This window comes from Vibrio coralliirubri (assembly GCF_024347375.1).
GTDB classification, from domain to species: Bacteria; Pseudomonadota; Gammaproteobacteria; order Enterobacterales; family Vibrionaceae; genus Vibrio; species Vibrio coralliirubri.
In genome coordinates, this window is the sequence record NZ_AP025471.1 from 1,785,053 (window position 1) to 1,809,338 (window position 24,286).

The window sequence follows — 24,286 nt, forward strand, 5'->3', positions numbered from 1 at the left end:
ACATTAGGTTTAATTGACTAACTTAACGGCTTCACGAGTTAAATGAGCCAACTCTTCCCAATTACCTTCTTCAATCAGCTTCTTATCTACCATCCAAGTACCACCACATGCGAGCACTCGAGGTATCGCTAGGTAGTCTTTAATGTTGTTTGGGTTAATGCCACCTGTCGGCATGATCTCAATATCCGTGTAAGGCGCAAGAAGTGACTTAACCATGTTAATGCCACCTGATGCTTCAGCTGGGAAGAACTTCAATGTGGTTAAACCCATTTCTAGAGCGGCTTCTACTGTACTCGGGTTGTTGACCCCAGGAATGATATCAATACCAATCTCTTGGCAGGCTCTTACCGTGTTTGGGTTAAATCCAGGAGAAACGACGAACGTTGCGCCTGCCTCTTTAGCCGCGATAGCCTGCTCACGATTGAGCACAGTGCCTGCGCCGATCAACATATCTGGTTGTGATTCACGGAGTAGACGAATAGCTTCAACTGCAGCTTCCGAACGGAATGTAATTTCTGCTGCAGGTAAACCATTTTCAGCTAACACTTTACCCAGAGGGATGATGTCTTCAGCGTTGTCGATAGCGATCACAGGGATAACTTTCAGTGTTTTCAGTTGTTGTTTGATGTTAGACATTGGTATTCCTTAAATGGCTGTGATGGCCGCTTGAGTTAGTTCTTTTGCAATAATGGCACCACGATGTTGGATAACGACGCCTGCCATGGTGTTACCGCGCTGGCATGACTTTGTTAAGTCTTCGCCCGCAAGGTAAGCAGATAAAAATCCACCATTGAATGAGTCTCCTGCCGAGGTCGTATCAACGACATGTTCAACAGGTAGGGTCGGCACCGCCCGTGGAGCCGAAGCGGTACCAGAATCTGGATTTATTTCACCCTGAATGGTGGCATCTTGAATGAGACAGCCATCTGCACCCAGTTTGACGATGCATCGCTTAACACCCAGCGTCGTTAGACGTTCGATAGTTTGTTCAGGTGAAGCATCTCCCCAAATTAACTGCTCATCATCGAATGTTACTAACGCTAAATCCGTCAATGTATACATGGCTTGGTAGCTGTTTTTGACGGTTTGGTTTTCGTCCTGTGGCCAAAGTGCAGGGCGGAAGTTACTGTCGAAGGCGATCTCAACGCCTTGTGTCTTCAACTCAACCAAGATGTTCAATAGCTCGATACGATCTTGCTCAGGCAGAATCGCTAATGTGATACCGCTGAGAAAGATCATATCGACATTGCGCAGTGCCTGTTTTATCTGATTGAAATCTGGGTGCTGCAGTAGGTAGCGCGCAGCCGACTGATTTCTCCAATACAGAAAGGTACGTTCACCTGCGTCATCAAGCTGAATTAGGTACAGGCCTGGAGTACGTTGGCTGTCTTGTAGAACAAGGTCAGTCGACACCCCTTCTTGTTGCCAGCGTTCTAACATTCCCTTGCTAATCGGGTCTGCGCCCAAAGCCGTGACGTAGGACACTTTGATGTCATCTTGATTGAGGTTGGCCTCGCAACCGCGGCTTAGATAAACCGCAGCATTGAGTGTGTCTCCGCCAAACGTTTGATGCATTGAGCCGAACGGTTTGCCGTTAAGCTCGATCATGCACTCACCAATAATGGCGATATGTTTCATCGGTTACGCCCTCTCTTCGAAGTAGCGTTTTGCGTTACCAAAGCAGATGTCTTCGACCATAGGGCCAAGCAGTGACATGTCGTTCGGCACCTCGCCGTTTTCAGCCCAACGACCAAGCATGTCACACAGAATTCGGCGGAAGTATTCGTGGCGTGTGTACGACAAGAAGCTGCGAGAGTCAGTCAGCATGCCGACAAACTGGCTAAGCAGACCAAGCTGAGATAGCTGCTCCATTTGGCGTTGCATGCCGTCTTTCTGATCGTTGAACCACCAACCAGAACCAAACTGAACTTTGCCCGCGATGCCGCCACCTTGGAAGTTACCAATCATGGTTGCCATCATCTCGTTATCGCGAGGGTTTAAGCAGTAAAGGATGGTGCGAGGTAACTCGTTACTTTGATCCATCTCGTCCAACAGATGAGCCAATTCGAAGGCAAACGTCTTATCGCTAATCGAATCAAACCCTGCATCTGCGCCTAACAGTTGGAACATACGCGTGTTGTTATTGCGCTGAGCACCAATGTGAAGCTGCATTACCCAACCCATTGCGGCGTAGCGCTTGCCTAACCACACTTGAACCGCTGTTGAAAACTGCGCACATTCTAGATCGGTGAGTGTTTCGTCATTGAGGCGTCGAGTTAACAGGGCATCCAAATCCGATTCTGATGGAATAGGTGCGTAGCGAACCACTTCAATACCGTGGTCTGCTGCACGGCAACCATGGTCGTTGAAATGCGTTAGGCGGCTGTCTAAGGCACTCAACAGATGATGGAAGTGAGTGATCTCAACGTCAGCAACCATGCCTAATTTTTGTAGGTAATCAGCAAAGCCATCAAGTTCAATTTTGAACGCTTTATCTGGGCGCCAGCTTGGTAGAACCTTCACATCAAATGAATTGTCTTGAGCGATCGCTTTATGGTGTTCAAGAGAGTCAATAGGATCGTCTGTCGTACCTGCCATCACCACATTCATTTGCTTCATGATGCCGCGAGCACTAAATTCCGGTGTCGCTAATAGCTCGTTGCCTTCGTGCCAAATTTGGTCTGCGGTTTCTGGACCAAAGAGAGTGCCAGTAATACCAAATGGGCGGCGTAGTTCTAAATGAGTCCAGTGGTAAAGTGGGTTGCCCAAGGTTTGAGGGACGGTTCTAGCCCATGCCATGAACTTATCATAATCGCTTGCGCCTCCAGTAATCAGACGCTCATCAATCCCTGCTGAACGCATACCACGCCATTTGTAGTGGTCACCTTCAAGCCAAATCTTAGACATGTTTTCGAACTGACGATCTTGAGCCACTTCTGCCGGGTTTAGGTGGCAGTGATAGTCATAAATCGGCTGGTGGCTTGCGTGTTCGTGGTACAAACGGCGTGCAGTCTCATTCGACAGTAAAAAGTCTTCACATAAGAAATTCTTCATTGTTTGTACTCCTTATAACGCAGCCACGGTCGCAACAGCACCGTGTTCAATTAATGATTGGTACGCTGAACTTACCGCATCAATCACCTGCGGGTTTTGACCTAGCTCAGCAGGGAAAATCGCTTCAACCGCAAGCAACGCCGGAACCACAGATACATTGAGTCCATGCTGGTCGCAGATCTGACGAAGTGTATCTGCCATTGGATCGCGAACATCAATCTCATTGCCTTGCTCATCAACGCCAGATACATAACGCATCCAGCCAGCGATGGCGGTTGCAAGCCACGAGAAATCTGAGCCTTGCTCTAAATGGAATCGTAAGCTGCCACCCATACGTTGAGGGATCTTCTGGCTGCCATCCATCGCAATCTGCCATGTCTTGTGCTTCAAGCTTGGGTTAGTGAAGCGGTTGATCAGCAAGGTTGCGTAACCTTCTAAATCAGTCCCTTCAGGCATCGTTAACGAAAGTGCTTGGGATTTCATCATCATGTCAAAAGCGGCTTTTCGGTAGCCAACATCCGTCATGGTGTCGGAAATATGGTCGTAGCCACCAAGGTATCCAAGGTAAGCAAGGAAAGAGTGACTGCCATTGAGCATGCGCAGTTTCATCTCTTCGTAAGGCACTACATCTTCTACGAACTCTGCGCCAGCGACATTCCAATCTGGACGACCTGCCACAAAGTTATCTTCAATCACCCATTGGCGGAAGGGTTCACAAGCGATGCCACATGGGTCTTCACAACCAAGTAGTTCTGCAATTTCTGTCAATGTTTCTTCTGTTGCTGCGGGTACGATGCGGTCAACCATGGTGCATGGGAAGGTGACATTGGTTTCAATCCAATCACGTAATTCAGGGTCAAGCAGTTGAGCAAACTCAATGATCGCTGCTTTTGCTACATGACCGTTCTCTTGCACGTTGTCGCAAGACATAACCGTGAATGGTGTTAAGCCTCGTTCGCGGCGAATTTTTAAGGCTTGGACAATGTAGCCAAGCGCAGATTTTGGTTGATTTGGGTTAGCTAGGTCAGCGATGACTAATGGGTTATTTTTGTCGAGTTTTCCTGTCGCTGGGTCAGCGCAGTAGCCTTTCTCTGTGATGGTCATAGAAACGATCGCCACTTGTGGTTCGGCCATTTTTTCTAATACGGTTTCGATGCCATCTAGACTTGGGTGAAGAGATTCGGTTACTGAGCCGATCACTTTAACGTCTGTGGATTCAGCGCCTTTTTCAGCTACGGTGTAAAGGTGGTCTTGCGCGCGAAGTGATTCAACTAGGTCTTCGCCGCCGAATAGGTTTATCTCACAAATACCCCAATCAGTGTTGGTTTTGCTGAGCATTTCATTGGTGAACAACGCTTGGTGCGCTCGGTGAAATGCACCGAAACCAAGATGCACAATACGGCTTTGGAGTGCTGAACGGTCGTAGTCAGGTCGTAATACAGTGTTTGGCAGCGTAGAGTTAGCAACAGTCTTCATTATTCAGTTCCTTTTCCCGCCAGCGAACCAGCGGGATTTTATTATTTGATAAAGCGTTTGAGTGTTTAGCAGTCTTAGAATCTATCTGTGACCAAATTACGAACCGTAGCCCAGTACCAATTCAGGTAGGAACAAGCTCAGCTCAGGGATAAAAGTAACGGCCATCAAGGCTGCAATCAGTGCTGCGTAGAATGGCAACAAAGGTTTGATGACTTTGTCGATGGCAATGTTGGCAACCGAACAACCAATGAACAGAGCACTACCTACTGGCGGTGTACAGATACCGATAGCAAGGTTGAAGGTCATCATGATGCCGAAGTGAACAGGGTCGATGCCTAGGTCTAGCGCAATTGGTAAGAAGATTGGTGTGAATATCAGTACCGCTGGTGTCATATCCATGAAGATACCCACAATCAGCAGGATGATGTTGATGATCAATAGAATCATTAGCGGATTATCAGAAACCGCCAGTAATGCAACAGCAATCATGTAAGGCACATCGGCGTTCGCCATTGCCCAAGACATACCCATTGATGCGCCAACTAGTAATAGAACGATAGATGTTGTTACTGCAGACTCAAGGATGATCTTTGGAATATCACCCCATTTCACTTCACGGTAGACAAGTACAGCTAAAACAAACGTGTATACCACAGCAATTGCGGAAGCCTCAGTAGCAGTAAAGATACCGCCAATGATGCCGCCCATGATGATGCCGATCAGTGCTAAAGAAGGTGCCGCTTTTAGGAAGGTATCCCAAACCATTGATAATGAAGGACGCGCTGCCACTGGGTAACCGCGACGTTTCGCAATGATACCCGCCACAATCATGATACTTAATCCCATTAAGATACCTGGGATGTAGCCCGCTAAGAACAGCGCCGCAATTGAAGTACCACCAGAAACCAATGAGAAAACGATCAGCGTGTTACTTGGCGGAATTAATAGACCAGTAGGACAAGAAGTAATGTTTACCGCAGCAGAGAAGTTTTCGTCGTAGCCGTCTTTCTTTTGCAGAGGAGACATGGTGCCACCCACTGCAGCCGCCGATGCAACCGCTGAGCCTGAGATGGAACCAAACATCATGTTTGCCATCACGTTTACGTGTGCCAATGAACCCGGTAGACGACCACCTAACACTTTCGCGAAGTTGATCAAACGCAGCGCGATGCCGCCTTGGTTCATGATGTTGCCCGCCAAAATGAAGAACGGGATTGCCAATAGTGCAAAGTTATCAAGGCCTGCGGCCATACGTTGAGCAACTACAGCGATTGCAGGTTCAAGCGGTAAGCTCATTAAGATGGTTGCTAGTGACGATAAACCAATCGCAAAAGAGACCGGTACACCGATTGTAAGCAGTACAGCGAAACTACCGAATAAGGTCAGTATTACTTGCCATTCCATTGTGAAATCCTTCTATCAATCAAGTTGTGAGTCGGTGATCAAATCGTCACCTGACATTAATTGTTTAACGCGTTCGTAGGTAAATACGACGGAGTAAAAAATCATCAAAGCGCCACTAATCGGTAAGCAGAAGTAGATGTAGCCCATTTCTAAACCTAGAGCGGGAGTCAGCTGTCCCATCGCAAGCGTTTTAGCAGCAAGTTGGCTTCCGCCGTGTACTAGAACGATATAAGAGAAAGAAGCGATGGCTATTTGGATAACGATTTCGTTGATTAATTTGCGTTTGCCAGTCAGCTTCATCGTAAGCAGGTCGATGGCAAGGTGGCGTTTCAGCCCCGTAGTGTAAGCAGCACCAATTAAGGCTACCCACATAAAGAGATAACGCGCGAGTTCGTCGGTAACAGTACTTGGTTTGCCAATAACATAGCGGGATAAAACCTGCCATATCACACACAGCACTAAGAAAGACGATAGAGACACTGTAAAGGCGGCCAACCCTCTATTTATGTAACTGACCAATTTATTCATGTTTATTTCCTTTCAACAAAATTGCGTATCTCATAACAATTGGTTTACCAATGTAAGAAATTGTTTCTATGTAGGGATGGGATGTTCAAAAATCTGGCTGAATCATAAGCTATTCATTTTTTGGTTGGCGTGAGCAACTTCACAAATGGTTTTGGTTGACCAATTTTTGGGTTTTTATTGTGATATTGGTCAATCAATTTTAAATTCAGCTTTGACGGTTCCTTTTTTGAGCGCCAATATGAGCCCATAACAAAAAACACCCTACATTTTGGATAACCAATCCACGGAGAATAAGAATGATGATGACGCGTAAAACTTTGATTAGTGCGGTTGTCGGTGCTGCTTTGACTTTTGGAGCAACAGCTTCTGCTTATGCAGCGACAACATTGAAACTGAGCCATAACCACCCTCGTGACCATGCAGTACATGAAGCGATGACGTTTATGGCGAAAGAAGTACGTGAATTGACTGATGGTGAGGTGCGTATTCGTATTTACCCTGATGCTCAATTGGGTACACAGCGTGAATCTATGGAGCTGATGCAGAACGGCGCTTTAGATATGGTGAAAAGTAATGCTGCTGAGCTAGAAGCTTTTTCTCCTGCTTATTCATCATTCAACATGCCTTACTTATTCCGCGATCAAGCGCACTACTACAGTGTGACTGATGGTGAAGTCGGCCGTGACATTCTTAACTCTTCTCGTGATAGCGGCTTTATTGGTGTGACTTATTACGACGCTGGTGCGCGTAGCTTCTATACCAACAAGCCAATTAACACACCAGAAGATCTGAAAGGTTTGAAAGTTCGTGTTCAACCAAGCCCATCAGCAATTGCGATGGTGAAAGCGTTAGGCGCTAACCCAACGCCACTCGCTTACGGTGAGTTGTACACAGCACTGCAGCAAGGTGTCGTAGATGCGGCTGAAAATAACATTCCTTCTTTCAGCTTGAGCCGTCACAGTGAAGTGTCTAAATACTTTAGCTTAGATGAGCACACGATGGTTCCGGATGTGTTGGTTATCTCAACCAAAGCATACGATAAACTGACTACAGAACAACAAGATGCGCTAATGACGGCGGCAAGTGATTCATCGGAATTGATGAAGAAACTGTGGGCGGAATCGGAAGCAAAAGAGCGTGCTAAAGCCGAGGAAATGGGCGTTACTTTTGTGGAACCAGACAAGGCTGCATTCGCACTAGCGGTTCAACCTATGTACGACGCGCTAGATAAAGCGGACCCAGAATTGAGCGCATTGATTGACCGTATTCAGGCTGTTGAATAACGAGCAAATATAGAAAAAAGAGTAATACAAAAACAAGGTGTTACTGCATTTTAGGATATAGAGGTTGACCAATTATATTTGGTCATTATGATGGCGAGAGAAATACAATGGAAAGAAGTGACAATATCATCATGATGCCTTTCGAGCCGAAAAGACCTTATCAGGAGATAGGGTTAGTACTAAGAAAAGAACTGATTGAAGGCCTGTATAAGGTCGGAGATAGGTTACCTCCAGAACGCGATATTGCTGATCGTCTAGATGTAAGCCGCACTGTGGTGCGTGAAGCGATCATCATGCTGGAGCTTGAAAACTTAGTTGAGGTGAAAAAAGGGTCGGGTGTTTATGTCCTGAACATTCCAACTCATTCTCGCGAGAATGTGGTCAGTGATGACGCTGGTCCATTCGAGATGCTGCAGGCCCGCCAATTACTGGAAAGTAATATCGCGGAGTTTGCGGCAACTCAGGTCACTCCGGGCGACATCATTAAGATGCGCTCTGCACTCGAACTCGAGCGCGAAGAGCTTGCAAGCGGCACTACCGATTGCAGCGGAGATGAAAGATTTCACATGTGTATTGCAGAGGCCACTCAAAACTCTGTGCTGGTAGATATGTTGAAACAATCCTGGGATCGACGCGAAAAGAGTCCAATGTGGAATAAACTCCACTCTCACATCAGTGGTCAAGATTACCGTGAAGAATGGTTAGATGATCACGCTCGTATCCTCGCCGCCTTACAGCGCAAAGACCCTGTCGCTGCTAAGAACGCAATGTGGCAACACCTTGAGAATGTTAAACAGCGTTTGTTAGCGCTGTCAGACATTGATGACCCAAACTTTGATGGTTACTTATTTAGCTCCAATCCAGTGGTGCTGCTTAGCTCAGAAAGCTAGTTCTGAAGCTAATGTTGAATTCAGCGACAAGGCTCCTCTTGAAAGCTGATTCATTCACTAGGTTGTAGATAGGTAATCGTCTTTAGACCGGCGTAGACCGGTGCTATCTCGGGCAGTAATTGTCATTGCTGCCATTAAGAAGTCGTTATTGCATTTAGCTTGATTAATTCGAGCCGGCTAAGTGCGTCTTAAAGAAAGGTAAGTCTCATGGAACAAACGTGGCGTTGGTACGGCCCTAATGATCAAGTTTCGCTAGACGATATTCGTCAAGCGGGCGCAACTGGTATTGTGAATGCACTGCACCATATTCCAAATGGTGAAGTTTGGACAAAAGAAGAAATCCTTAAGCGTAAAGCCATTATCGAAGAGAAAGGTTTAACGTGGTCGGTCGTAGAAAGCGTGCCTGTGCACGAAGAGATCAAAACTCAAACTGGCAACTACCAGCAGTGGATTGATAACTATAAGCAAACTCTGTCTAACCTTGCTGAGTGTGGCATCGATACGGTTTGTTATAACTTCATGCCCGTGTTGGACTGGACGCGTACCGATTTAGAATTTGAAATGCCTGATGGCTCGCGCGCACTGCGCTTTGACCAAATCGCGTTTGCGGCATTTGAGCTGCATATCTTGAAGCGCCCAGGTGCAGAATCGGACTATTCAAAATCAGAGCAAGCTCAAGCGTTGGATTACTTCAACAACATGACGCCAGAGCAAATTCAGCAACTGACTAATAACATCATCGCTGGCCTGCCAGGAGCTGAAGAAGGTTACACACTAGAAGCGTTTCAAGCACAGCTAGATCGCTATGCGGGAATCGACAAAGACAAGCTACGTGAGCACATGTCTTACTTCCTCGCTGAGCTGATGCCTATCTGTGATGCGAATGGCTTGAAGATGGCGGTTCACCCAGACGATCCACCGCGTCCAATTCTAGGCTTGCCTCGCATCGTTTCAACGATCGAAGACATTGATTGGTTGACCGAGCATGTACCGAGCAAAATGAATGGCTTGACGATGTGTACGGGTTCATACGGTGTTCGTGGCGACAATGATCTGGTTAATATGATCAAAAAGCACGGTGACCGAATTTACTTTACGCACCTGCGTTCAACTAAGCGTGAAGAGAGTAACCCAATGACATTCCACGAAGCAGCGCACCTAGATGGTGATGTGGACATGTACAACGTTGTGATGGCTATTTTGGATGAAGAAAATCGTCGTGCAGAAGTGGGCGATCACCGCTTAATTCCAATGCGTCCGGATCACGGTCATCAAATGCTGGATGACCTTAAGAAAACCACTAACCCAGGTTATTCGGCGATTGGTCGACTGAAAGGCTTAGCTGAAGTTCGTGGTTTAGAGATGGCATTGAAACGCGCTTTCTACACTAAGTAACGACGGCATCTAGCTTTAAAATACTTTTAAAAACCAGAACTCATGTTCTGGTTTTTTTTGTATCTGAGCTAAGTAAAACCTAAGAGTTTGGATTACTACAATCACGTCCCTAACTTGGTAAAGGCCAACGGGGTTTGTCCGGTTTGCTGTTTGAAAAAGGCGATAAACGCACTGTTGGATGAGAATTCTAGCAGATGAGCCACATCACCGACTTGTCGGTTTTTTGAGAGCAGTTCAATCGCTTTAAACAAGCGCCATTGCTGTCGCCACTCTTGATAAGTCATGCCTGTTTCGGCTTTGAATAATCGAGTAATCGTCTTGGTGCTTGCGCCAACCGAGTTCGCTAATGTCGAGAGGGCTGGGGCAAGAAAGGAAGCGGTTCGGACTCGTTTGCAAAAGCTTTTAAAGCGCCGATCTGTCGGTAGTGGCAAGATAAACGAGTGTTGGTTAGCGCTGTAAAACTCTTCCCAGAATAGGTTGGCGGTATTGGTGGTTTGCTCGCGGGCAATGTCCCAATCCCAGAAAGCCATCTTATTGATCAGGGCTTTTAAAAGCTCGTTCACTTCTACAATTTCAATCGCTTCTGGGCAGGTGTAAATACTGCTATCAAAATAGAGCGACCGATAAGCAACCACATTGGTCATCTGCGCGCGATGCTTGGTATAAGGCGGGATCCACACAGCTTTGGTCGGCGGCAAAATACAAATGGCGTTTTCTAAGGTCAAGGTGATGCAACCCTGCGGAGCATACAGCAGCTGTCCTTTTATGTGGTGATGTATTCCTGAGTCATGCTGACCTAGCTCTGCCGCAATCCCTATTACGGGCGCAGGCAAGCTGTCTGCATCAAACTCAATCGTTTCGCTGATTAATGCCATTTGTCCTAATCTTGTTGTTTTTGGTTTTAATGTTGTTAACGAGCCAAGGTTAGTTTCCCCTAGACTCCTCGTCAAGTTCACTGGTCTTGGAAAAATGATGAAAACAAAACCTTCTTTATGGCAAATGGTGCTATTGCTGATGTTCCCTCAAATCGCAGAAACCATTTATAGCCCGACTCTGGATTCAATATCGAAATCCTTTGATGTGAGTTACGCACAAGCGGCGCAAACCCTCTCGATCTACTTCTCAGCGTTTGCGATCGGTGTTGTGGTATGGGGCATATTGGCAGACAAGTGGGGGCGCCGGCCAACCATGTTATTGGGCATGGGGTTATTCGCCTGTTCAGCACTTATTGCTATGCAAACCAATAGCTTTGTTTGGTTGATGATAGCCAGAGCCATGGGCGCTTTCGGGCTTGCGGTGGGCTCGGTGGTGACACAAACCATGCTGCGAGATGCTTTCAGCGGTACTGAACTGGCTAAAGTGTTTGGTTACATGGGAATGGGGCTGTCGATTAGCCCAATCATCGGGCTGCTTCTTGGCGGCCAATTAAGCCAAGCGGGCGGCCATCAATATGTGTTTATTGCCCTGTTTATTATGGTGTTAGCGCTGTTGGTACATAGCCTATGGTCATTGCCTGAAACGCAACAATCTAGGCAGCCATTGCAGTTAAAGTCACTCAGTATTCACATGATCAAAGATAGCGATATATGGATGTCTGCGTTGCTGGTCGCGTCGTTCAATATTGCGCTGTTTTCTTATTATCAATTGGGTTCATTTGCCTTCATTCAACTTGGATTTAGCGTCGAGCAGTTTGGCTACAGCGGCATTGTGCTTGGATTCGGGACTCTGTTAGGAAGCTTGGTCAACAAGACATTATTGAAGCGACAGGTGTCTTCAATGTCTTTGATTGGTATCGCGGCAGGGCTTCAAACATTAGGTGCCGTGGGTGTCTATTTTTCACAACACTCAATATGGTTTTTACTTCCGATGATGCTGGTGGTTATGGCATTTGGTATTGCGATTCCCAATGTGTTGAGTCGCGCATTAGTCAACTACCAATCTCAAGCGGGAAGTGCAGGCGCACTGTTTGGTTTGATGTATTACACCTTGATCGGTTCAGGACTCGTTTTAGCGGGAATGATTCAAGATTTAGGGGTGGCGTTGGTACTTTGCGGCGCTTTGTCTGTGTTGGTGACGATACGCAGCCGGCTCTCTCTTAAACGCTAAGTGTTTCATCTGTATTGATAAATTCCGTGCCCTGTTTGGAGCGGAATTTATCATTTCTTGGTTTGTAAATTTGGATATTGACAGGGGTAGAGTGATCGTTCTACCCTGTAGGTAGAACAATCATTCTACCCATTGTTATGCCAATCACAGTTATTTACTACGATTGGTATTCGGTATTAAGAGAGCACTATGTTGAGAGAACAGATTGCAGCAAGTTTAGAGGTGGCGTTTAGCCAGCAAGGTTTTGCTGAGCCGAGTGTTGCACAGCTGAAAACGGCGTGCGATGTAAGCCTAAGAACCTTGTATAAACACTTCCCTTCAAAAGAAGCGATGATCGTTGGTGCCTTGGAATATCGACACCAACGTTACCTAGATTTCTTGTTGGAAACGTCGCCTGAAAAGGGGCTCGCATCGGTTACTCATATCTTCAACAAGCTTCAACAATGGTTAGAAGAATATGCGCCGCACGGGTGTATGTCGATGAATGCGATGGCCGCATTTCCCGATAATGAGCTTATCAGCCAAGCGGTTACACAGCATAAAGAACAAGTTCGTTTGCTAATAGGCAAGCAGAGCCTGCGAGAAGATCTCGCGACACCGCTGTTTTTACTTCATGAAGGCGTATCAAGCGCGTGGCCAGTCTTAGGCGAAGAAGCAGTGGCATCGGCACAGAATATGGTGACAAAATTACTCAAGGAAACAGTATGAATTTCGAGATACCAAAAACAATGAAAGGCGCAGAGATGCTAGGACACGGCGGGGCAGAGATGCTTGGGTACCGTGAAGACATTGCTGTTCCACAAATTGAGCCTAATGAAGTGCTGATCAAAGTCATGGCAGCAGGCGTTAATAATACCGACATCAACACGCGAATCGGTTGGTATGCAAAAAGTGAGGATTCAGACGATGCCAGTTGGTCTGGCGAAGCGTTGAAATTCCCTCGCATCCAAGGTGCCGATGTGTGCGGTTTCATCGTAGCCGTTGGTAACGAAGTTTCGGCTGAACGTATTGGCGAGCGTGTTCTGATTGAGCCTTGTTTGACCGAGGTTTATGGACAAGATCTACCACAGCCATGGTATTTCGGATCTGAATGCGATGGTGGTTTCGCTGAATACACCAAAGTGGCAGCTAAACATGCTTACGCGGTGAACAGCACCATGTCGGATGTTGAGCTAGCGTCTTTCCCATGCTCTTACTCGACCGCAGAAAACATGCTGACTCGCTCGAATGTGGCTGAGGGTGATCGCGTGCTTATCTCTGGCGCATCGGGCGGTGTGGGCTCTGCGGCTATTCAGTTAGCAAAAGCTCGCGGCGCGTATGTGATTGCCATCACTAGCCCAAGCAAGAACCAACAGTTACTTGAACTTGGCGCTGATGAAGTGATTGCCCGTGATGCTGATTTGGTTAAAGCGCTAGGCGAAAGCAGTGTGAATGTGGTTATCGACTTAGTCGCCGGTGACAAATGGCCTGAATTCCTTGAAGTGCTGAAACCACATGGTCGTTATGCCGTATCTGGCGCAATTGGCGGTGCTATGGTTGAGCTTGATGTCCGAACTCTGTATCTCAAAGACCTTAGCTTTTTTGGTTGCACGGTTTTAGAACCACAGGTATTCCAGAATCTAGTCAACCGTATTGAGAAGCAGCAGATTGGCGCGATTGTCGCAGAGTCTTATCCGCTAGCCGATATCCATAAAGCGCAAGATGAGTTCTTAAAGAAAAAACACGTTGGTAAGATCGTGTTGGAAGTGGCAGAGCGCTAGTTTTAGTCAGCTTCACGGTTTAGATTTATGGAAGAGCGAGCAAGCGTTATGTGTTCGCTCTTTTTGTTTCTAGTGAATGCTGGTAGGCACAGTCTCGCAGCCCGTTGAGTAACAGATCCTATACAGTTGAGAAATTAATGATTCATTTGTCATTGTGTGGTTTATGAATTAACTGTGCGATAATCACCGCCGTTATATATCCCGAATTGTTTGATAATCATCTAGGAGCCGTATTGATGTTTAAAAGGGTATTGCAGGCACTATTCTCACCTTTTGTTGATTCAAAAAACGAACCCTCTGCAGAGCCTGCCCAACAAGAGCAACAACAAATAGTTGCTAATGATACTGTTCAGTCTTCAATCTTTGTTCCGCCGTCGTCCGCTCAGCCATCATCATTAATCGTCGATAAGACGCTTAGCCTTCACGATGGTGAGTTCCTTGATTATTTGTTTGGAGAGTCTCGCCTTCGAACGGAGTCAGACCCATTTAGTGATTTTGTCGCTTGTCAGATCGAACGCTTGATTCGCTCTCCAAAAGCCTTGCTTAATGAACTGCCAGTGATGCCAGCCTCTGTGACCACGTTAATGGCAGAATTACAGAGCGATGAGTTTGATGTCGATGCATTGTTAAGAGTGATTGAGCGTGAGCCGAGTATGGCTGCCGATGTAATTAAGTTGGCAAATAGCGCCTTTTACAAACGCAATGAAAAACAGGTTACCGACCTAAAAACAGCATTCCTAAATATGGGTTCTCAGGGGCTTGTTGAAGGGGTGGTGAATAGCTACATGAAGAACTTCACGCCGGGGAACAATATTTACTGGCGTCACTTCGGTGAGAAAATTTGGAATCACAGTGTTCAGACTGCGTCGTTTTCTAAGGAGTTGATGAAAGACTCTTCATCTCAAGAAGATCAAGCGGCGGCGTACTTTGTTGGGTTGATTCGCAACTTAGGCAAGATGATCATTTTCCAGATGATGGTAGAAGCCTTCAAGCATGTTGATCCTTCTGTTCCGCCTAACTCGTTAGCATTGAAGCGCCTGATGAACAGCTACTCAATTCGCCTGACTTACACCATTGCCAAGTTCTGGGAGCTGCCAGAATCAGTGTTGACCGCAATTGGCTACCAAGAGTCGAGCCGATACGAATGCACACCAGTTGGTCAAGCTGTGTTTGAAGCCAACTATTTGAGTGAGTTGTACTATTTACTGGAAGAACAAACGATTGAAGTCGAGCAATTTAAGCGTAGATGCAAAGATACGCTAACGTCGCCTGCGGCATACAAAGTGGCAAACCGTATCTATAAAGAGTCTGAATTGGCACTGGTGGGATAATAACGGCTGGCGTTGGCTAGGTTGATTCTGAAGTCGTCATAAAGCGGTATTTTCTAAATGGTCTTACTAAGCAGTAAGACCATTTTTGTTTCAATTATCGATTAAGGGATCTTAGCCAGTTCTTGCTTTAATTTATCGATTTTACGCAGTTCCTTTTGGATCTTACCCTCATACTTTCGAATTTTATCCGCTCTTTCATCTCTTTTTGCTTCTTCTAAGTCGGCTTGGTATTCAGCTAAATCTTGTTCATTGGATTCAATCTTGTCACGGAGATCATCCTTCAAACCTTCATTAGTGCAGTTCTCTTTCGCGGCTTTCAACGCTTTTGTTAATCGCTCCACTTTGTACTGATTGTCGTACTGTTCCGCTTTCTTTATCTGATATTCGATCTCACAGAACTTCTTTTCACAGCCAGTTAGCGCGTCGCATTGGGTGCTTGCCATGCTGTTAAAAGAGAATGCGCAAAGAAACAGTAATGAGCCTTTTAGGTGTCGAGTCATGGTTTACCTTCTTATTGGGTCTATTTAGTTTGTGCTTATATTTGTTGAGTCTCACTTCGAGAGTACATTAGCACCCCATTTCTTTGCTATTGGCAGGGGAGTGTTAAAGATAAGTCGCTGTGCCTAATGACTTATTTTTGAACATGGCTAGATTTACAAATGGTTAATCCACAACTGATCGAGTTCGCACCAACCGAAACCATTCACTTGCGCGCCGTGTATCTTTTCAGAAACCTCTAAGTTGAACGCCTCTTGCTTGAGCTCAACCACAACCCCAGAGTTATTCAACCAATGCTTCAGTTCCAACAGTGCATTCATCGCTAACTCAAAGTTGGGCTGGTTTCTTATTGAAGCTAAGCCTTGTTCGATTTTTTCTAGCATCTCAGCAGGCAGCGCTAAGTCCTCAAATGGGAAGCGAGTGAAAAAGCTTAACCACGAAGTGAAGGTGTCGTTCTCATCAATAATGCTACACAACACGACGTCTTTGGTAGTTAGGTAGTTAGTTAGGTAGTTAGTTAGGTAATGTCCATATTCCACGCTGGTTTTGTGGTCGCCAGACACTGACAACTGCTCGAAAAGCGCTTGGCATTCAGAGGTGTCTTCAACGCTGAATTTACGCTCTGTTTTGATCAACGCTGGGTTTTGAATTTTGAAAAACGTTGAACCGAAATCCGGTTGGGAAGCATGGTCATCGCCACGCACGGTGGTCGTTTTCTCGGGCAGTTTCACGCACACCTGATTTTGAGCGCAGGCTTTACTCTGTGCCCATTCAGGATAGACCCACAACTCGACTCGATTGAGAATCGGCGTGCTGTGTGAATAGGCGCTATTGCGGCTCAATCTCAACATCTTGCTTGAGAATATGTCTAATGAGAACGCGCCAGATCCAATCAGCCTATCAGTCGGTGATGAGTGATCGAATACGGAAGCTTCAGCCCTAGCAAGTAGGCGCGGTAAATGCCAATCAGGTTGATTCAATTTCACGACAACCACATTACCTGCCGAGACAGAGACCTCATCAATATGCTGATAACAACTACGCCATATTTTGCTTTGGCAGAGCGAGTTAAGGTTGCGCGCTATGTCTTGAGGTTCGAGTGTTCTTCCGTTATGAAACTGAACACCATTGCGAATTTGAAAATGCCACTGTGTAGCATCTAGATTAGGCTGCCAATGATAAGCCAAATCTCCGCTGAGTTTGCCGTGCTGAACGGTGGTAAGGCGTTGGCAAACTTGCATCACTAAGAAGCGTTCGGTGCGTCTAAGTACTCGTTGAGGGTGAAGCGCTTCGAGTTCTCGGTGAAAGGGGATGTACGCGATATTCTGCGCCGACGGATTGGTGCTGCTTAAAAAGGCTTGCAACTCAGCGCCAGCATTGCGGCCATTGAAGCTCAAGGCGCTAAACACCTGTTCTATGTTGCCTGCGTCAGCTTGGGTTTGTGCGTATCGGTAACACGCCTCAATGGGCTCAACCAGACACGTCAGTTGTGCCTTCTTGCTACGGCCTGAGCTAGCTTGCCACTCAATCCAGCCTTGTGCTGTCATCGCTTTGAGTAAGGTCTGAACGTGACGTTCACTCACGTGCAGCAGTGTGGCCAGTTGGTTGACCTGACAATGTGATACTCCAGGCCCAAAAGCCTGAAATATCTTTTCATACAGTTCAAGCTTGCGCTTAAGGTTGCCCAATTTTCTTTTCCTAACGACGAGGTTGAGTTAAGTGTTGATAGCCAGAGTCAATGAGTGCTTTTTCCATCGTGTCGAGAACTCGAGAGGTTATCTCTGAGCTTAGGATATCCGATTCAGTTTTGTCTTGAAGGACTAACTCTGAAAAATGGTCGATTTCAAACTCGAATCCATTCCCTGTCACTCGGTAATTAATAGTCGACTTGTTGCCTTGATGTTCAATCTCAATAAAGGCCGGATTCCACCATTTTTCGTGAATGGTGATTTTGGTTTCGGGTCCACTTAAATGTGCTGTTCGGGGAAGGTTTTGCACTGTTGATGCCGATATCTTACCGCTTATATCACCAGAGAATGTAAAGCATGCATTGGTATCAACATTCGCTCCCTCATACAGACACGACATCTCTACCTGAGGTTTTGAAGGGTTCACACCCAGCGTTCGACACAGATCGTAGAAGAACCAAAGCCCATAGACGCCGACATCGAGCGTTGCTCCGCCTGACAAATCCGGATTGAAGATAAACAAATCGGGCTCATAGTCATGATGGTTACCAAAGCTGGCTTCGATTGAATCTATCTGAATGTTGTTATCGACCAAGAATGATTGAAGCTCACGATACGCAGGAAACACCACGGTTTTCATCGCTTCCAACAGCATCACGCCATTTTGCGTGGCGAGGGCTTTCATCTCAAGCCAGTCAGCAAGGTTGGTGAAAGCCGGCTTCTCAACCAATACATGCTTTTTATTCTTTAGAAACAACTCAGTGAGTGGCTGGTGGTATGGGTGAACCGTAGCGATGTAAACCGCTTCAACACTTGGATCATGCGCCATCTCTTCATAAGAACCATAAGCCTTGTCGCAACCAAACTTGTTGGCGAATGTGGCTGCGCGTGAGTGATCTCTTGCGGCAACCGCATAAAGCTCACCATGCAGACAGTGCTCTGTTACAGCGGTCGCGAATCGATTGGCGATATTGCCTAGCCCTGCGATACCCCATTTAATTTTTCGTTGCGTGTCGCTCATCAGTTACTCCAAATCGTTGTTTTGTCTCAGTGTACTCAGAGACGCCACATACAAATAGAGAACAGATTTCTCAACCTGTTCTCTATTTATTTTATTTTAGTTGAAGCTCTTGATCAGCTCTGTAGGGAGCGCTTCCAATCGGCTAGGGCTTTAATGTGTTTTGGCCCGATGCCACAACAGCCACCGATAATATTCGCGCCCAGTGCGTGCCAACGTTTAGCGTAAGTTAAGTAACCTTGGCCATCCAGCTCACGCATTTCTTGAAACATGTCATTCGCTTCATGTTCGCTGCTGATAGGTGCAAAATTATTGGCGTAGACACCAATTTCTAAATCACTACCTAGCTCATCGATCACTTTCTTAGTATCTATAATGGCTTGATCCATCACTTCTGGCACTGAGCAGTTAAACATAATGCCTGTCGCGTTTGATTGGCAGGCAAGTTTGATGGCGTCTGTTACGCTCTCGCCTGAACGAATATTGGCAGAATCGCCCTTGGTGTCTTCCAAACTGAATGCGTAGTAACACGGCTTATCGGACTGCTTAAGAACCGCATGAATGGATTCGAATTCTTGCAGGCTACAGATGGTTTCCGCTATCCAAAGATCGATGTTTGGATCTTGGGCATCGTAAAGCGTTTGAATAATTGGCGCCGCTTCTTCTACCTTAAACAAATCTGGTCGGTAGCTGCCAAATGGCGGTGGAATCGCGCCTGCTACTTGTACTGTGTGAGGGGCATTGTCTGCAACTGATTTAGCCAGCTCACCAGACAGTGCGGCTAGTTCAAAGCCTCGTTGTTCGAACAGCTCTTCACCCAAATGAAAAGGCACACACGCGTAGCTGTTGGTGATCAGGATTTCAGCACCTGCATCGACAAAGTTTTGATGCGCTTGGCTGACAAATTCGGGTGCTTCAATCAGCGCTTGAGCACTCCAAAGCGGTTGAGAAAATGGCGCGCCAATTTCTTTGAGTTCTCGGCCCATGCCGCCATCAAGTATGGTTAGTGTTTTCATATTCAATACTATCTAAACAATTGCTGAAGTTCTGCCGCCACCATATCAGACAACCTTGTTAGACAGAAGCCATCAAGACTCTGTGTTATCGAGAAAAGGTGTCGGACTGTTTTGGAGATAGCCAAGGCATAATTTAGATCGCTCTTTGACAATAATGTGCACCTCCACACGAATCAATATCTATACGCATGAGTGGCATACCAGAGGAAGTAATCAATCCATTGGGAACTTTTGTTTCTGGTGGAGTACGCGCATAATTCGGATAACGTCGCCTTCTATCCAATAGGAGACGATCATTGAAATCTCAGGAATTATAAGTAATCGTCCACGAATGCCGTCTCTCTGTACACCCATTAGAGGCTGCTCAAGCAAGTTTTCTACTTTTGTTTCAATGAGGTTGTCAGCGTTCTCTGCCGCATCAGGGTTGAAGTCATAGATAAACTCAAAGATCCTTTCACGATCATTGAGTGATTCTTCTTCCCATAAAATCATTGCTTACCTCGATTACGGATTCTGGCTTTGCGTTCTTCCATTCGAAATTTAGCAGTTTGGTGTTCAACGAAAACGGATTCTCCTGAGTCAAACTTCTCAAATGCTAGGTTTACTTGTTCAGTTAGCCATGCATCGTGAGATAATGTCTGTCTTTGTTGCTCAGCGAGTTGCTCAGTAAGCTCACGGCAAGCACCACTCAGTGTACGACCTTGGCTCTCAGCCATCTGTTGAGCTAGGCGTTTTGTTTCTTCATCAATACGAAATTGAATTCTAGTGTCCATGATGCATTCCTTTATTAGTGTGTGTACAAATGTTAGCACTCACCTTTGAGATGGGCAACTGACAAGCTACTATGGCACCAATAACTAAATTTGGGCGCTATTTCCATCCTGCATAGCGACATATCTCGTAAAATATTTCAGAACGTTAAACACTAAGTCACCACAATCTGTAGAGGAAAGTGCATTGAAGTTAACGAATAAACTCGTACGTTACCCGCACATTGATGTTGATCGTGCGTTTGAAAAAGAAGCTGAATTATTGCAGCAAATTCAGGCGGGTGAGATTGGACAAGCCTTAATGCTGTGGCAAGCAAAAACGCCGACACTCGTTTTGCCCGCAGGTAAAAAGTGGCCAGTGACGGTGGAATCTAGAAAGCAACTCGCGGCGCAAGGTTGGCAACTCACCTCACGTAAAACAGGTGGTGCTCCCGTTCCCCAGCTACCGGGGATCATTAACCTATCGCACATTTACCATTGGCCTCGTGATGAAGCCTACAACATCCAAAAAGCGTATCTACATCTGTGCAATGTCTTAACCCTGTTTTTTAAAGAATTTGGTATTGATGTGGATGTACATGCCACCCCCGGTTCTTATTGTGATGGTGATTACAACCTCAATATCAATAAACAAAAAATAGTGGGCACTGCTCAGCGTGTTTTGCTTAAACAAGGGGGCGGCCAAATCGTACTTTCGCAAGCCTGTATCTTGTTAGATGTCGACTTAGAAAACATCGTTGCGCCCGTGAATTTTTATAATCAAGTTTGTGGAAATCCAACCGTGGTGGATGCGCAGGTTCATACTCCGTTGTCCGCACATCTGACAACCCTTCCCAACGTAGACTCACTCTTTCAGCAGTTAAGCCAAGCTTTCATCAAGTATGCGTAATGCCAACCTTTCGCTAACGCACAGCTCGCTCTTGTTTAGGAAGACCAATTTCTCGTTTATCCCTTATCTTTATAGATCGCCGGCTTGATGTCCAATAGAGGTGTGTTGTTCAAGCAATCTAAGCCTCTCACGGTTACGGTGCCATTCCCGATTTTTTCAATCGGTAGCACGGCGGCACCGATTGGGTTTGGTCTGTGCGGTGAACGCAGTGCAAAGGTGCCTTTGGTCGGCGTCTCTTCATCCCAGCTTTGTATAAACTCGTCTCGTTTTGCGCCTTCTAACCAATACAAGATCAAGATGTGGTCGCCACGGTTTAGTCCTAGCAAACCTTGCTGGTAAACGTCATCTAAGATGATTTCACAGATCGGGCCGTTGTCCGGTTGGATGTTATTCGGACACTCCGACACTGAGTGATACGGCGTATCAATTCGGCCAATAAATTTCAGTTCTTCAGACATGTTTAGCTCCTATTTATCTCTTTATTAATCTCTTTATTTGTCATCGTTTTTCATGGTCACTAAGGTGTAGATGAAGATCGTAATCAAGATCACCACACCGCCGACAATACTGGTTGTTGGCGGGATCTCGGTGAAGAAGATAAACGCCCAAACTGGCGCTAACACAGTTTCCAACATCAGAGTCATTGATACCTCTGGCGCAGTAATGTGGCGCGTTGCGACCATAGATAACACTCGGCCAACAGGTGCCGTAAACAAGCCCATCATGCCCATGATTAACCATGTTTCAACGCTGTAGCTTGATGGCGTTGCGAAGAAAAACATCACAACCGCTAGCAATAAGCCACCTAGGCCCACACTCGCCAATCGGCTGACGTCTTGATATTTGCGTAGCAAGGTAAACATCATAGATAAACAGATCACCGCGAACACAGCCAACGCATCACCCATCCAATTACCTGAAGAAAACGAACCCGAAACCACGATCGTAATACCAATCATCACCGCAACAATGGCAACCAAAGTCGATCGACTAGTGGCTTCTTTCAAGATCAACCAGCTGAAAATAGCCGCAACAGCAGGGGCCGCACTGAGGATCACAAAGGTATTGGCAATCGAGGTCATCTTAATGCTGAACACCAAGCCTGAGGCACTGCCGAGCATAAGAATACCCGCTGCCAACAATGGCCAACCGCTCTGTACGACTGCTTTTCGGATTCCACGTTTGTCGTTGAACTTAAGCAAAATCGGCATCGAGATTGCGCTGAATAAGCCGAACAAAAAGGCAGTATCGAATCCGCTGACACCGGCATAACGAATAAAGATGGGGTCAATACTCATTAACACGGCACCTGCAATCGCGAGAGTAAAGCCGAGGGTTCGTGTGTTTCTTGCTTCAGTTTTAGGGAGGTTCATTGTCGTCATTTCTCTATCCAATTATCTGTTATTAATAAATCATACTGGTAAGTATGATTTTAAAAAATAGTTGAGTCAACATAAATCATACTTTAAAGTATGATCTCTGTTTTGGGGTGGATGAAGTAATGAGCAAGATTGAGCAGAACAAAGAGAAGAAACGACTCGCGATTTTAAAAGCGGCGAAGGAGATATTCCTCGCGGAAGGCTATGTGCAAACCAGCATGGACCGAGTCGCTAGAGAAGCGAAAATGACCAAGCAAACGCTTTATCGTTACTTCTCTTCTAAAGATGTGTTGTTTGAAGCGACGTTAAGACAAATGGGTAGCCAGACAGACGATAAGTTGGTGGTGCATTTGCAACACGCCGATACTCGACAAGCGTTATTGGGCTTTGCAAAAGACTTCGTTTTGTTTCACCTTTCGAGCGAGCATATTGCGACCTTTAAGCTGTTGATAGCAGAAGGCAGTAAGTCTCCAGAATTAGTTAGCCGTTTTATGGACGTTGGCCCAGATGATACCGATCGCGTGCTTGCTCAGTTTTTCAATGAGCGATTCGATATTGAAGAACCACAAACCAAAATTAAGCTTTGGCTTGGTATGGTGATGAGTGTCAGAGATGGTGTGTTGATGGGAATGCCTGCACCCACAGAACAAGAGATTGCAGATCACGTTGAAGCGAGTACTGACTTGTTGTTAGCGGCTTTGGCTTAGGTAGGGCTGTGAACCTGAAAAAGTAAGATATACGTTAGGCGCTGCTGGACTTTGATTATTTCATAATATGGAGCTGCAACGCCTGTCGTTTGGTCTGTTTACGAGTTAAATCGAGCTATTACCAAGCAAAGGTTTTAATGACGTTTTGCTTAGTGATTGGGTTGTGAGCGATGTCTTGATTAATCTTATCAAGAAACGGCTTGCGAGCTTGAGGCAACATGCCACGCATTGGTGAGATGTTATTGCCGTGGTCGCCCCAGTAGTAGCAATCGAAATCTTCTAGGTTTTCGAGCAAGTATTTTTCTTCTTCCAGAATCTGCAATGGCGTTGGTAAAACAAACTCGCCACGGTTTACTTCTTTTTCCAATACCGATCCCGGTTGAACGGCTAAAGCCATCGGTGCAATCGCATCTGGCTGCATGATGTTCAGTAAGCTGGTGGTACTAATCGCATGCTCGACAGAACGCTCTTTGCCGCCAAGGCCAAAGATAAATGAAGCCAGCACCTTGATGTCTGCTTCACGGGCTAGGTTCATGCCTTCAATCGCATGCTCACGCGTCATGCGCTTTTGAATGCGTTCAAGCACAATTGGGTCACCGGACTCTAAGCCTGAATAGGCCATGCTTAAACCTGCCGACTTAATCTCTTTCAGTTCAGACAAGCTCTTACGACGGAAGTCATTGAACCCTGAATACAGAGAAATATTCTTGATCTCTGGGAAGGTGATCTTGATGTAATCCAGAATCGAAATCAGCATCTCGGTTCTAATCGCCATTACGTTACCATCGACTAAAAAGATAGACTCTACATGCGGATAGATTTTTCTCGCCGCATCAATATCTTCAAAGATGTCTTTGATATCTCTTACTTTGAAACGCTTATCATCAAACATCGTGCAGAAGGTACATTGGTTGTTACTGCACCCCAATGTTGTCTGGATGAGTACGCTCTCTGCTTCCATCCAAGGACGATAAACTTTACCTTCAAAACGCATAAATGCTCCTCGGCCGTAGCCTGTGTTGTTTCGACGAGGGCAAGTTTAGCAAGCTGCATCTTGGGTGATAATTGGGCAAAGCGGGGAATCAGTATTAAAG

The 24,286-nt window shown here is 46.1% G+C and carries 25 protein-coding genes; 9 read left to right on the forward strand and 16 right to left on the reverse strand.

Annotated features, from left to right (window positions below; translation table 11 throughout):
* Positions 1 to 9: 9 nt before the first annotated feature.
* The 6 genes from OCV20_RS24680 to OCV20_RS24705 form a co-directional block, all read right to left on the reverse strand.
* Positions 10 to 636 (reverse strand): bifunctional 4-hydroxy-2-oxoglutarate aldolase/2-dehydro-3-deoxy-phosphogluconate aldolase, encoded by a 627-nt coding sequence (locus tag OCV20_RS24680; RefSeq protein WP_017068137.1) that lies wholly within the window; start codon positions 634 to 636, stop codon positions 10 to 12.
* A gap of 9 nt (positions 637 to 645) precedes the next feature.
* Positions 646 to 1,638 carry a sugar kinase gene (locus tag OCV20_RS24685; RefSeq protein ID WP_048609956.1) on the reverse strand — a complete coding sequence of 331 codons (993 nt, stop codon included), beginning with the start codon at positions 1,636 to 1,638 and terminating at the stop codon, positions 646 to 648.
* Between the two features lie 3 nt (positions 1,639 to 1,641).
* A complete protein-coding gene (gene uxaC / locus OCV20_RS24690) occupies positions 1,642 to 3,054 on the reverse strand; it encodes a glucuronate isomerase (protein ID WP_086774068.1) in 1,413 nt (470 codons plus the stop codon).
* A gap of 12 nt (positions 3,055 to 3,066) precedes the next feature.
* Positions 3,067 to 4,530, reverse strand: a complete 1,464-nt coding sequence (locus OCV20_RS24695) for a fructuronate reductase (RefSeq protein WP_086774067.1) — start codon at positions 4,528 to 4,530, stop codon at positions 3,067 to 3,069.
* A 96-nt stretch (positions 4,531 to 4,626) separates the two neighbouring features.
* Positions 4,627 to 5,934: a TRAP transporter large permease gene (locus tag OCV20_RS24700; protein WP_086774066.1), complete on the reverse strand. Its 1,308-nt coding sequence runs from the start codon at positions 5,932 to 5,934 to the stop codon at positions 4,627 to 4,629.
* A 15-nt stretch (positions 5,935 to 5,949) separates the two neighbouring features.
* Positions 5,950 to 6,462: a TRAP transporter small permease gene (locus tag OCV20_RS24705; protein ID WP_048609952.1), complete on the reverse strand. Its 513-nt coding sequence runs from the start codon at positions 6,460 to 6,462 to the stop codon at positions 5,950 to 5,952.
* Between the two features lie 299 nt (positions 6,463 to 6,761).
* On the opposite strand from OCV20_RS24705, the gene OCV20_RS24710 reads away from it, so the two are divergent.
* The 3 genes from OCV20_RS24710 (at position 6,762) to uxuA (ending at position 10,030) form a co-directional block, all read left to right on the forward strand.
* The gene (locus OCV20_RS24710) at positions 6,762 to 7,745 is read left to right on the forward strand and encodes a TRAP transporter substrate-binding protein (RefSeq protein WP_086774075.1); all 984 of its coding nucleotides are present in this window, start codon (positions 6,762 to 6,764) and stop codon (positions 7,743 to 7,745) included.
* Between the two features lie 107 nt (positions 7,746 to 7,852).
* A complete protein-coding gene (locus OCV20_RS24715) occupies positions 7,853 to 8,635 on the forward strand; it encodes an FCD domain-containing protein (RefSeq protein ID WP_017068144.1) in 783 nt (260 codons plus the stop codon).
* Positions 8,636 to 8,842: 207 nt separating this feature from the next.
* Positions 8,843 to 10,030, forward strand: a complete 1,188-nt coding sequence (uxuA, locus tag OCV20_RS24720) for a mannonate dehydratase (RefSeq protein ID WP_086774064.1) — start codon at positions 8,843 to 8,845, stop codon at positions 10,028 to 10,030.
* Between the two features lie 101 nt (positions 10,031 to 10,131).
* Here uxuA and OCV20_RS24725 read toward each other — a convergent pair whose 3' ends face one another.
* Entirely contained in the window at positions 10,132 to 10,905 is a 774-nt protein-coding gene (locus OCV20_RS24725) for an AraC family transcriptional regulator (protein ID WP_086774063.1), read from the reverse strand.
* 97 nt (positions 10,906 to 11,002) lie between these two features.
* Between OCV20_RS24725 and OCV20_RS24730 the strand changes: the two genes are divergently transcribed.
* From OCV20_RS24730 to OCV20_RS24745, 4 genes are all read left to right on the forward strand, one after another.
* Complete coding sequence (locus OCV20_RS24730) at positions 11,003 to 12,136, forward strand: multidrug effflux MFS transporter (protein WP_086774062.1); 1,134 nt, start codon at positions 11,003 to 11,005, stop codon at positions 12,134 to 12,136.
* A 189-nt stretch (positions 12,137 to 12,325) separates the two neighbouring features.
* A complete protein-coding gene (locus OCV20_RS24735; RefSeq protein ID WP_017061096.1) occupies positions 12,326 to 12,844 on the forward strand; it encodes a TetR/AcrR family transcriptional regulator in 519 nt (172 codons plus the stop codon).
* Complete coding sequence (locus tag OCV20_RS24740) at positions 12,841 to 13,896, forward strand: alcohol dehydrogenase family protein (RefSeq protein ID WP_086774061.1); 1,056 nt, start codon at positions 12,841 to 12,843, stop codon at positions 13,894 to 13,896. Before OCV20_RS24735 ends, OCV20_RS24740 begins: the two co-directional genes overlap by 4 nt.
* Positions 13,897 to 14,132: 236 nt before the next feature.
* The gene (locus tag OCV20_RS24745) at positions 14,133 to 15,227 is read left to right on the forward strand and encodes an HDOD domain-containing protein (protein ID WP_086774060.1); all 1,095 of its coding nucleotides are present in this window, start codon (positions 14,133 to 14,135) and stop codon (positions 15,225 to 15,227) included.
* Positions 15,228 to 15,328: 101 nt separating this feature from the next.
* Here OCV20_RS24745 and OCV20_RS24750 read toward each other — a convergent pair whose 3' ends face one another.
* The 6 genes from OCV20_RS24750 to OCV20_RS24775 form a co-directional block, all read right to left on the reverse strand.
* Positions 15,329 to 15,727 carry a DUF1090 domain-containing protein gene (locus tag OCV20_RS24750; protein ID WP_086774059.1) on the reverse strand — a complete coding sequence of 133 codons (399 nt, stop codon included), beginning with the start codon at positions 15,725 to 15,727 and terminating at the stop codon, positions 15,329 to 15,331.
* A 153-nt stretch (positions 15,728 to 15,880) separates the two neighbouring features.
* The gene (locus tag OCV20_RS24755) at positions 15,881 to 17,413 is read right to left on the reverse strand and encodes an SgrR family transcriptional regulator (RefSeq protein WP_086774058.1); all 1,533 of its coding nucleotides are present in this window, start codon (positions 17,411 to 17,413) and stop codon (positions 15,881 to 15,883) included.
* Between the two features lie 10 nt (positions 17,414 to 17,423).
* Complete coding sequence (locus tag OCV20_RS24760; RefSeq protein ID WP_086774057.1) at positions 17,424 to 18,434, reverse strand: Gfo/Idh/MocA family protein; 1,011 nt, start codon at positions 18,432 to 18,434, stop codon at positions 17,424 to 17,426.
* Positions 18,435 to 18,547: 113 nt separating this feature from the next.
* Complete coding sequence (locus tag OCV20_RS24765; protein ID WP_086774056.1) at positions 18,548 to 19,447, reverse strand: homocysteine S-methyltransferase family protein; 900 nt, start codon at positions 19,445 to 19,447, stop codon at positions 18,548 to 18,550.
* A 213-nt stretch (positions 19,448 to 19,660) separates the two neighbouring features.
* Positions 19,661 to 19,939 (reverse strand): type II toxin-antitoxin system RelE/ParE family toxin, encoded by a 279-nt coding sequence (locus OCV20_RS24770; RefSeq protein ID WP_048610373.1) that lies wholly within the window; start codon positions 19,937 to 19,939, stop codon positions 19,661 to 19,663.
* Positions 19,936 to 20,220, reverse strand: a complete 285-nt coding sequence (locus OCV20_RS24775) for a type II toxin-antitoxin system TacA family antitoxin (RefSeq protein WP_086774055.1) — start codon at positions 20,218 to 20,220, stop codon at positions 19,936 to 19,938. The genes OCV20_RS24770 and OCV20_RS24775 overlap by 4 nt, the downstream gene beginning before the upstream one ends.
* Positions 20,221 to 20,404: 184 nt before the next feature.
* Here OCV20_RS24775 and OCV20_RS24780 point away from each other — a divergent pair, with 184 nt between their 5' ends.
* Positions 20,405 to 21,106: a lipoate--protein ligase family protein gene (locus OCV20_RS24780; RefSeq protein WP_086774054.1), complete on the forward strand. Its 702-nt coding sequence runs from the start codon at positions 20,405 to 20,407 to the stop codon at positions 21,104 to 21,106.
* Positions 21,107 to 21,162: 56 nt separating this feature from the next.
* Here the strand turns inward: OCV20_RS24780 and OCV20_RS24785 are convergent, their stop codons facing one another.
* The gene (locus tag OCV20_RS24785; RefSeq protein WP_086774053.1) at positions 21,163 to 21,564 is read right to left on the reverse strand and encodes an SAM-dependent methyltransferase; all 402 of its coding nucleotides are present in this window, start codon (positions 21,562 to 21,564) and stop codon (positions 21,163 to 21,165) included.
* 33 nt (positions 21,565 to 21,597) lie between these two features.
* Complete coding sequence (locus OCV20_RS24790; RefSeq protein ID WP_017087615.1) at positions 21,598 to 22,488, reverse strand: DMT family transporter; 891 nt, start codon at positions 22,486 to 22,488, stop codon at positions 21,598 to 21,600.
* 119 nt (positions 22,489 to 22,607) lie between these two features.
* On the opposite strand from OCV20_RS24790, the gene OCV20_RS24795 reads away from it, so the two are divergent.
* The gene (locus OCV20_RS24795; protein ID WP_086774052.1) at positions 22,608 to 23,192 is read left to right on the forward strand and encodes a TetR/AcrR family transcriptional regulator; all 585 of its coding nucleotides are present in this window, start codon (positions 22,608 to 22,610) and stop codon (positions 23,190 to 23,192) included.
* 118 nt (positions 23,193 to 23,310) lie between these two features.
* Here OCV20_RS24795 and OCV20_RS24800 read toward each other — a convergent pair whose 3' ends face one another.
* The gene (locus OCV20_RS24800; protein WP_086774051.1) at positions 23,311 to 24,186 is read right to left on the reverse strand and encodes a radical SAM protein; all 876 of its coding nucleotides are present in this window, start codon (positions 24,184 to 24,186) and stop codon (positions 23,311 to 23,313) included.
* Between the last annotated feature and the right edge of the window lie 100 nt (positions 24,187 to 24,286).

What these genes read in the sequence shown, in the direction of transcription:
- OCV20_RS24735 (WP_017061096.1), top strand. Translation starts at nt 12,326, where the DNA reads ATGTTGAGAGAACAGATTGCAGCAAGTTTAGAGGTGGCGTTTAGCCAG.
- OCV20_RS24730 (WP_086774062.1), top strand. Translation starts at nt 11,003, where the DNA reads ATGAAAACAAAACCTTCTTTATGGCAAATGGTGCTATTGCTGATGTTC.
- OCV20_RS24745 (WP_086774060.1), top strand. Translation starts at nt 14,133, where the DNA reads ATGTTTAAAAGGGTATTGCAGGCACTATTCTCACCTTTTGTTGATTCA.
- OCV20_RS24685 (WP_048609956.1), bottom strand. Translation starts at nt 1,638, where the DNA reads ATGAAACATATCGCCATTATTGGTGAGTGCATGATCGAGCTTAACGGC.
- OCV20_RS24710 (WP_086774075.1), top strand. Translation starts at nt 6,762, where the DNA reads ATGATGACGCGTAAAACTTTGATTAGTGCGGTTGTCGGTGCTGCTTTG.
- OCV20_RS24680 (WP_017068137.1), bottom strand. Translation starts at nt 636, where the DNA reads ATGTCTAACATCAAACAACAACTGAAAACACTGAAAGTTATCCCTGTG.
- uxaC (WP_086774068.1), bottom strand. Translation starts at nt 3,054, where the DNA reads ATGAAGAATTTCTTATGTGAAGACTTTTTACTGTCGAATGAGACTGCA.
- OCV20_RS24800 (WP_086774051.1), bottom strand. Translation starts at nt 24,186, where the DNA reads ATGCGTTTTGAAGGTAAAGTTTATCGTCCTTGGATGGAAGCAGAGAGC.
- OCV20_RS24715 (WP_017068144.1), top strand. Translation starts at nt 7,853, where the DNA reads ATGGAAAGAAGTGACAATATCATCATGATGCCTTTCGAGCCGAAAAGA.
- OCV20_RS24785 (WP_086774053.1), bottom strand. Translation starts at nt 21,564, where the DNA reads ATGTCTGAAGAACTGAAATTTATTGGCCGAATTGATACGCCGTATCAC.
- OCV20_RS24695 (WP_086774067.1), bottom strand. Translation starts at nt 4,530, where the DNA reads ATGAAGACTGTTGCTAACTCTACGCTGCCAAACACTGTATTACGACCT.
- OCV20_RS24740 (WP_086774061.1), top strand. Translation starts at nt 12,841, where the DNA reads ATGAATTTCGAGATACCAAAAACAATGAAAGGCGCAGAGATGCTAGGA.
- OCV20_RS24765 (WP_086774056.1), bottom strand. Translation starts at nt 19,447, where the DNA reads ATGAAAACACTAACCATACTTGATGGCGGCATGGGCCGAGAACTCAAA.
- OCV20_RS24705 (WP_048609952.1), bottom strand. Translation starts at nt 6,462, where the DNA reads ATGAATAAATTGGTCAGTTACATAAATAGAGGGTTGGCCGCCTTTACA.
- OCV20_RS24725 (WP_086774063.1), bottom strand. Translation starts at nt 10,905, where the DNA reads ATGGCATTAATCAGCGAAACGATTGAGTTTGATGCAGACAGCTTGCCT.
- OCV20_RS24795 (WP_086774052.1), top strand. Translation starts at nt 22,608, where the DNA reads ATGAGCAAGATTGAGCAGAACAAAGAGAAGAAACGACTCGCGATTTTA.
- OCV20_RS24775 (WP_086774055.1), bottom strand. Translation starts at nt 20,220, where the DNA reads ATGGACACTAGAATTCAATTTCGTATTGATGAAGAAACAAAACGCCTA.
- OCV20_RS24750 (WP_086774059.1), bottom strand. Translation starts at nt 15,727, where the DNA reads ATGACTCGACACCTAAAAGGCTCATTACTGTTTCTTTGCGCATTCTCT.
- OCV20_RS24700 (WP_086774066.1), bottom strand. Translation starts at nt 5,934, where the DNA reads ATGGAATGGCAAGTAATACTGACCTTATTCGGTAGTTTCGCTGTACTG.
- OCV20_RS24760 (WP_086774057.1), bottom strand. Translation starts at nt 18,434, where the DNA reads ATGAGCGACACGCAACGAAAAATTAAATGGGGTATCGCAGGGCTAGGC.
- OCV20_RS24790 (WP_017087615.1), bottom strand. Translation starts at nt 22,488, where the DNA reads ATGACGACAATGAACCTCCCTAAAACTGAAGCAAGAAACACACGAACC.
- OCV20_RS24770 (WP_048610373.1), bottom strand. Translation starts at nt 19,939, where the DNA reads ATGATTTTATGGGAAGAAGAATCACTCAATGATCGTGAAAGGATCTTT.
- uxuA (WP_086774064.1), top strand. Translation starts at nt 8,843, where the DNA reads ATGGAACAAACGTGGCGTTGGTACGGCCCTAATGATCAAGTTTCGCTA.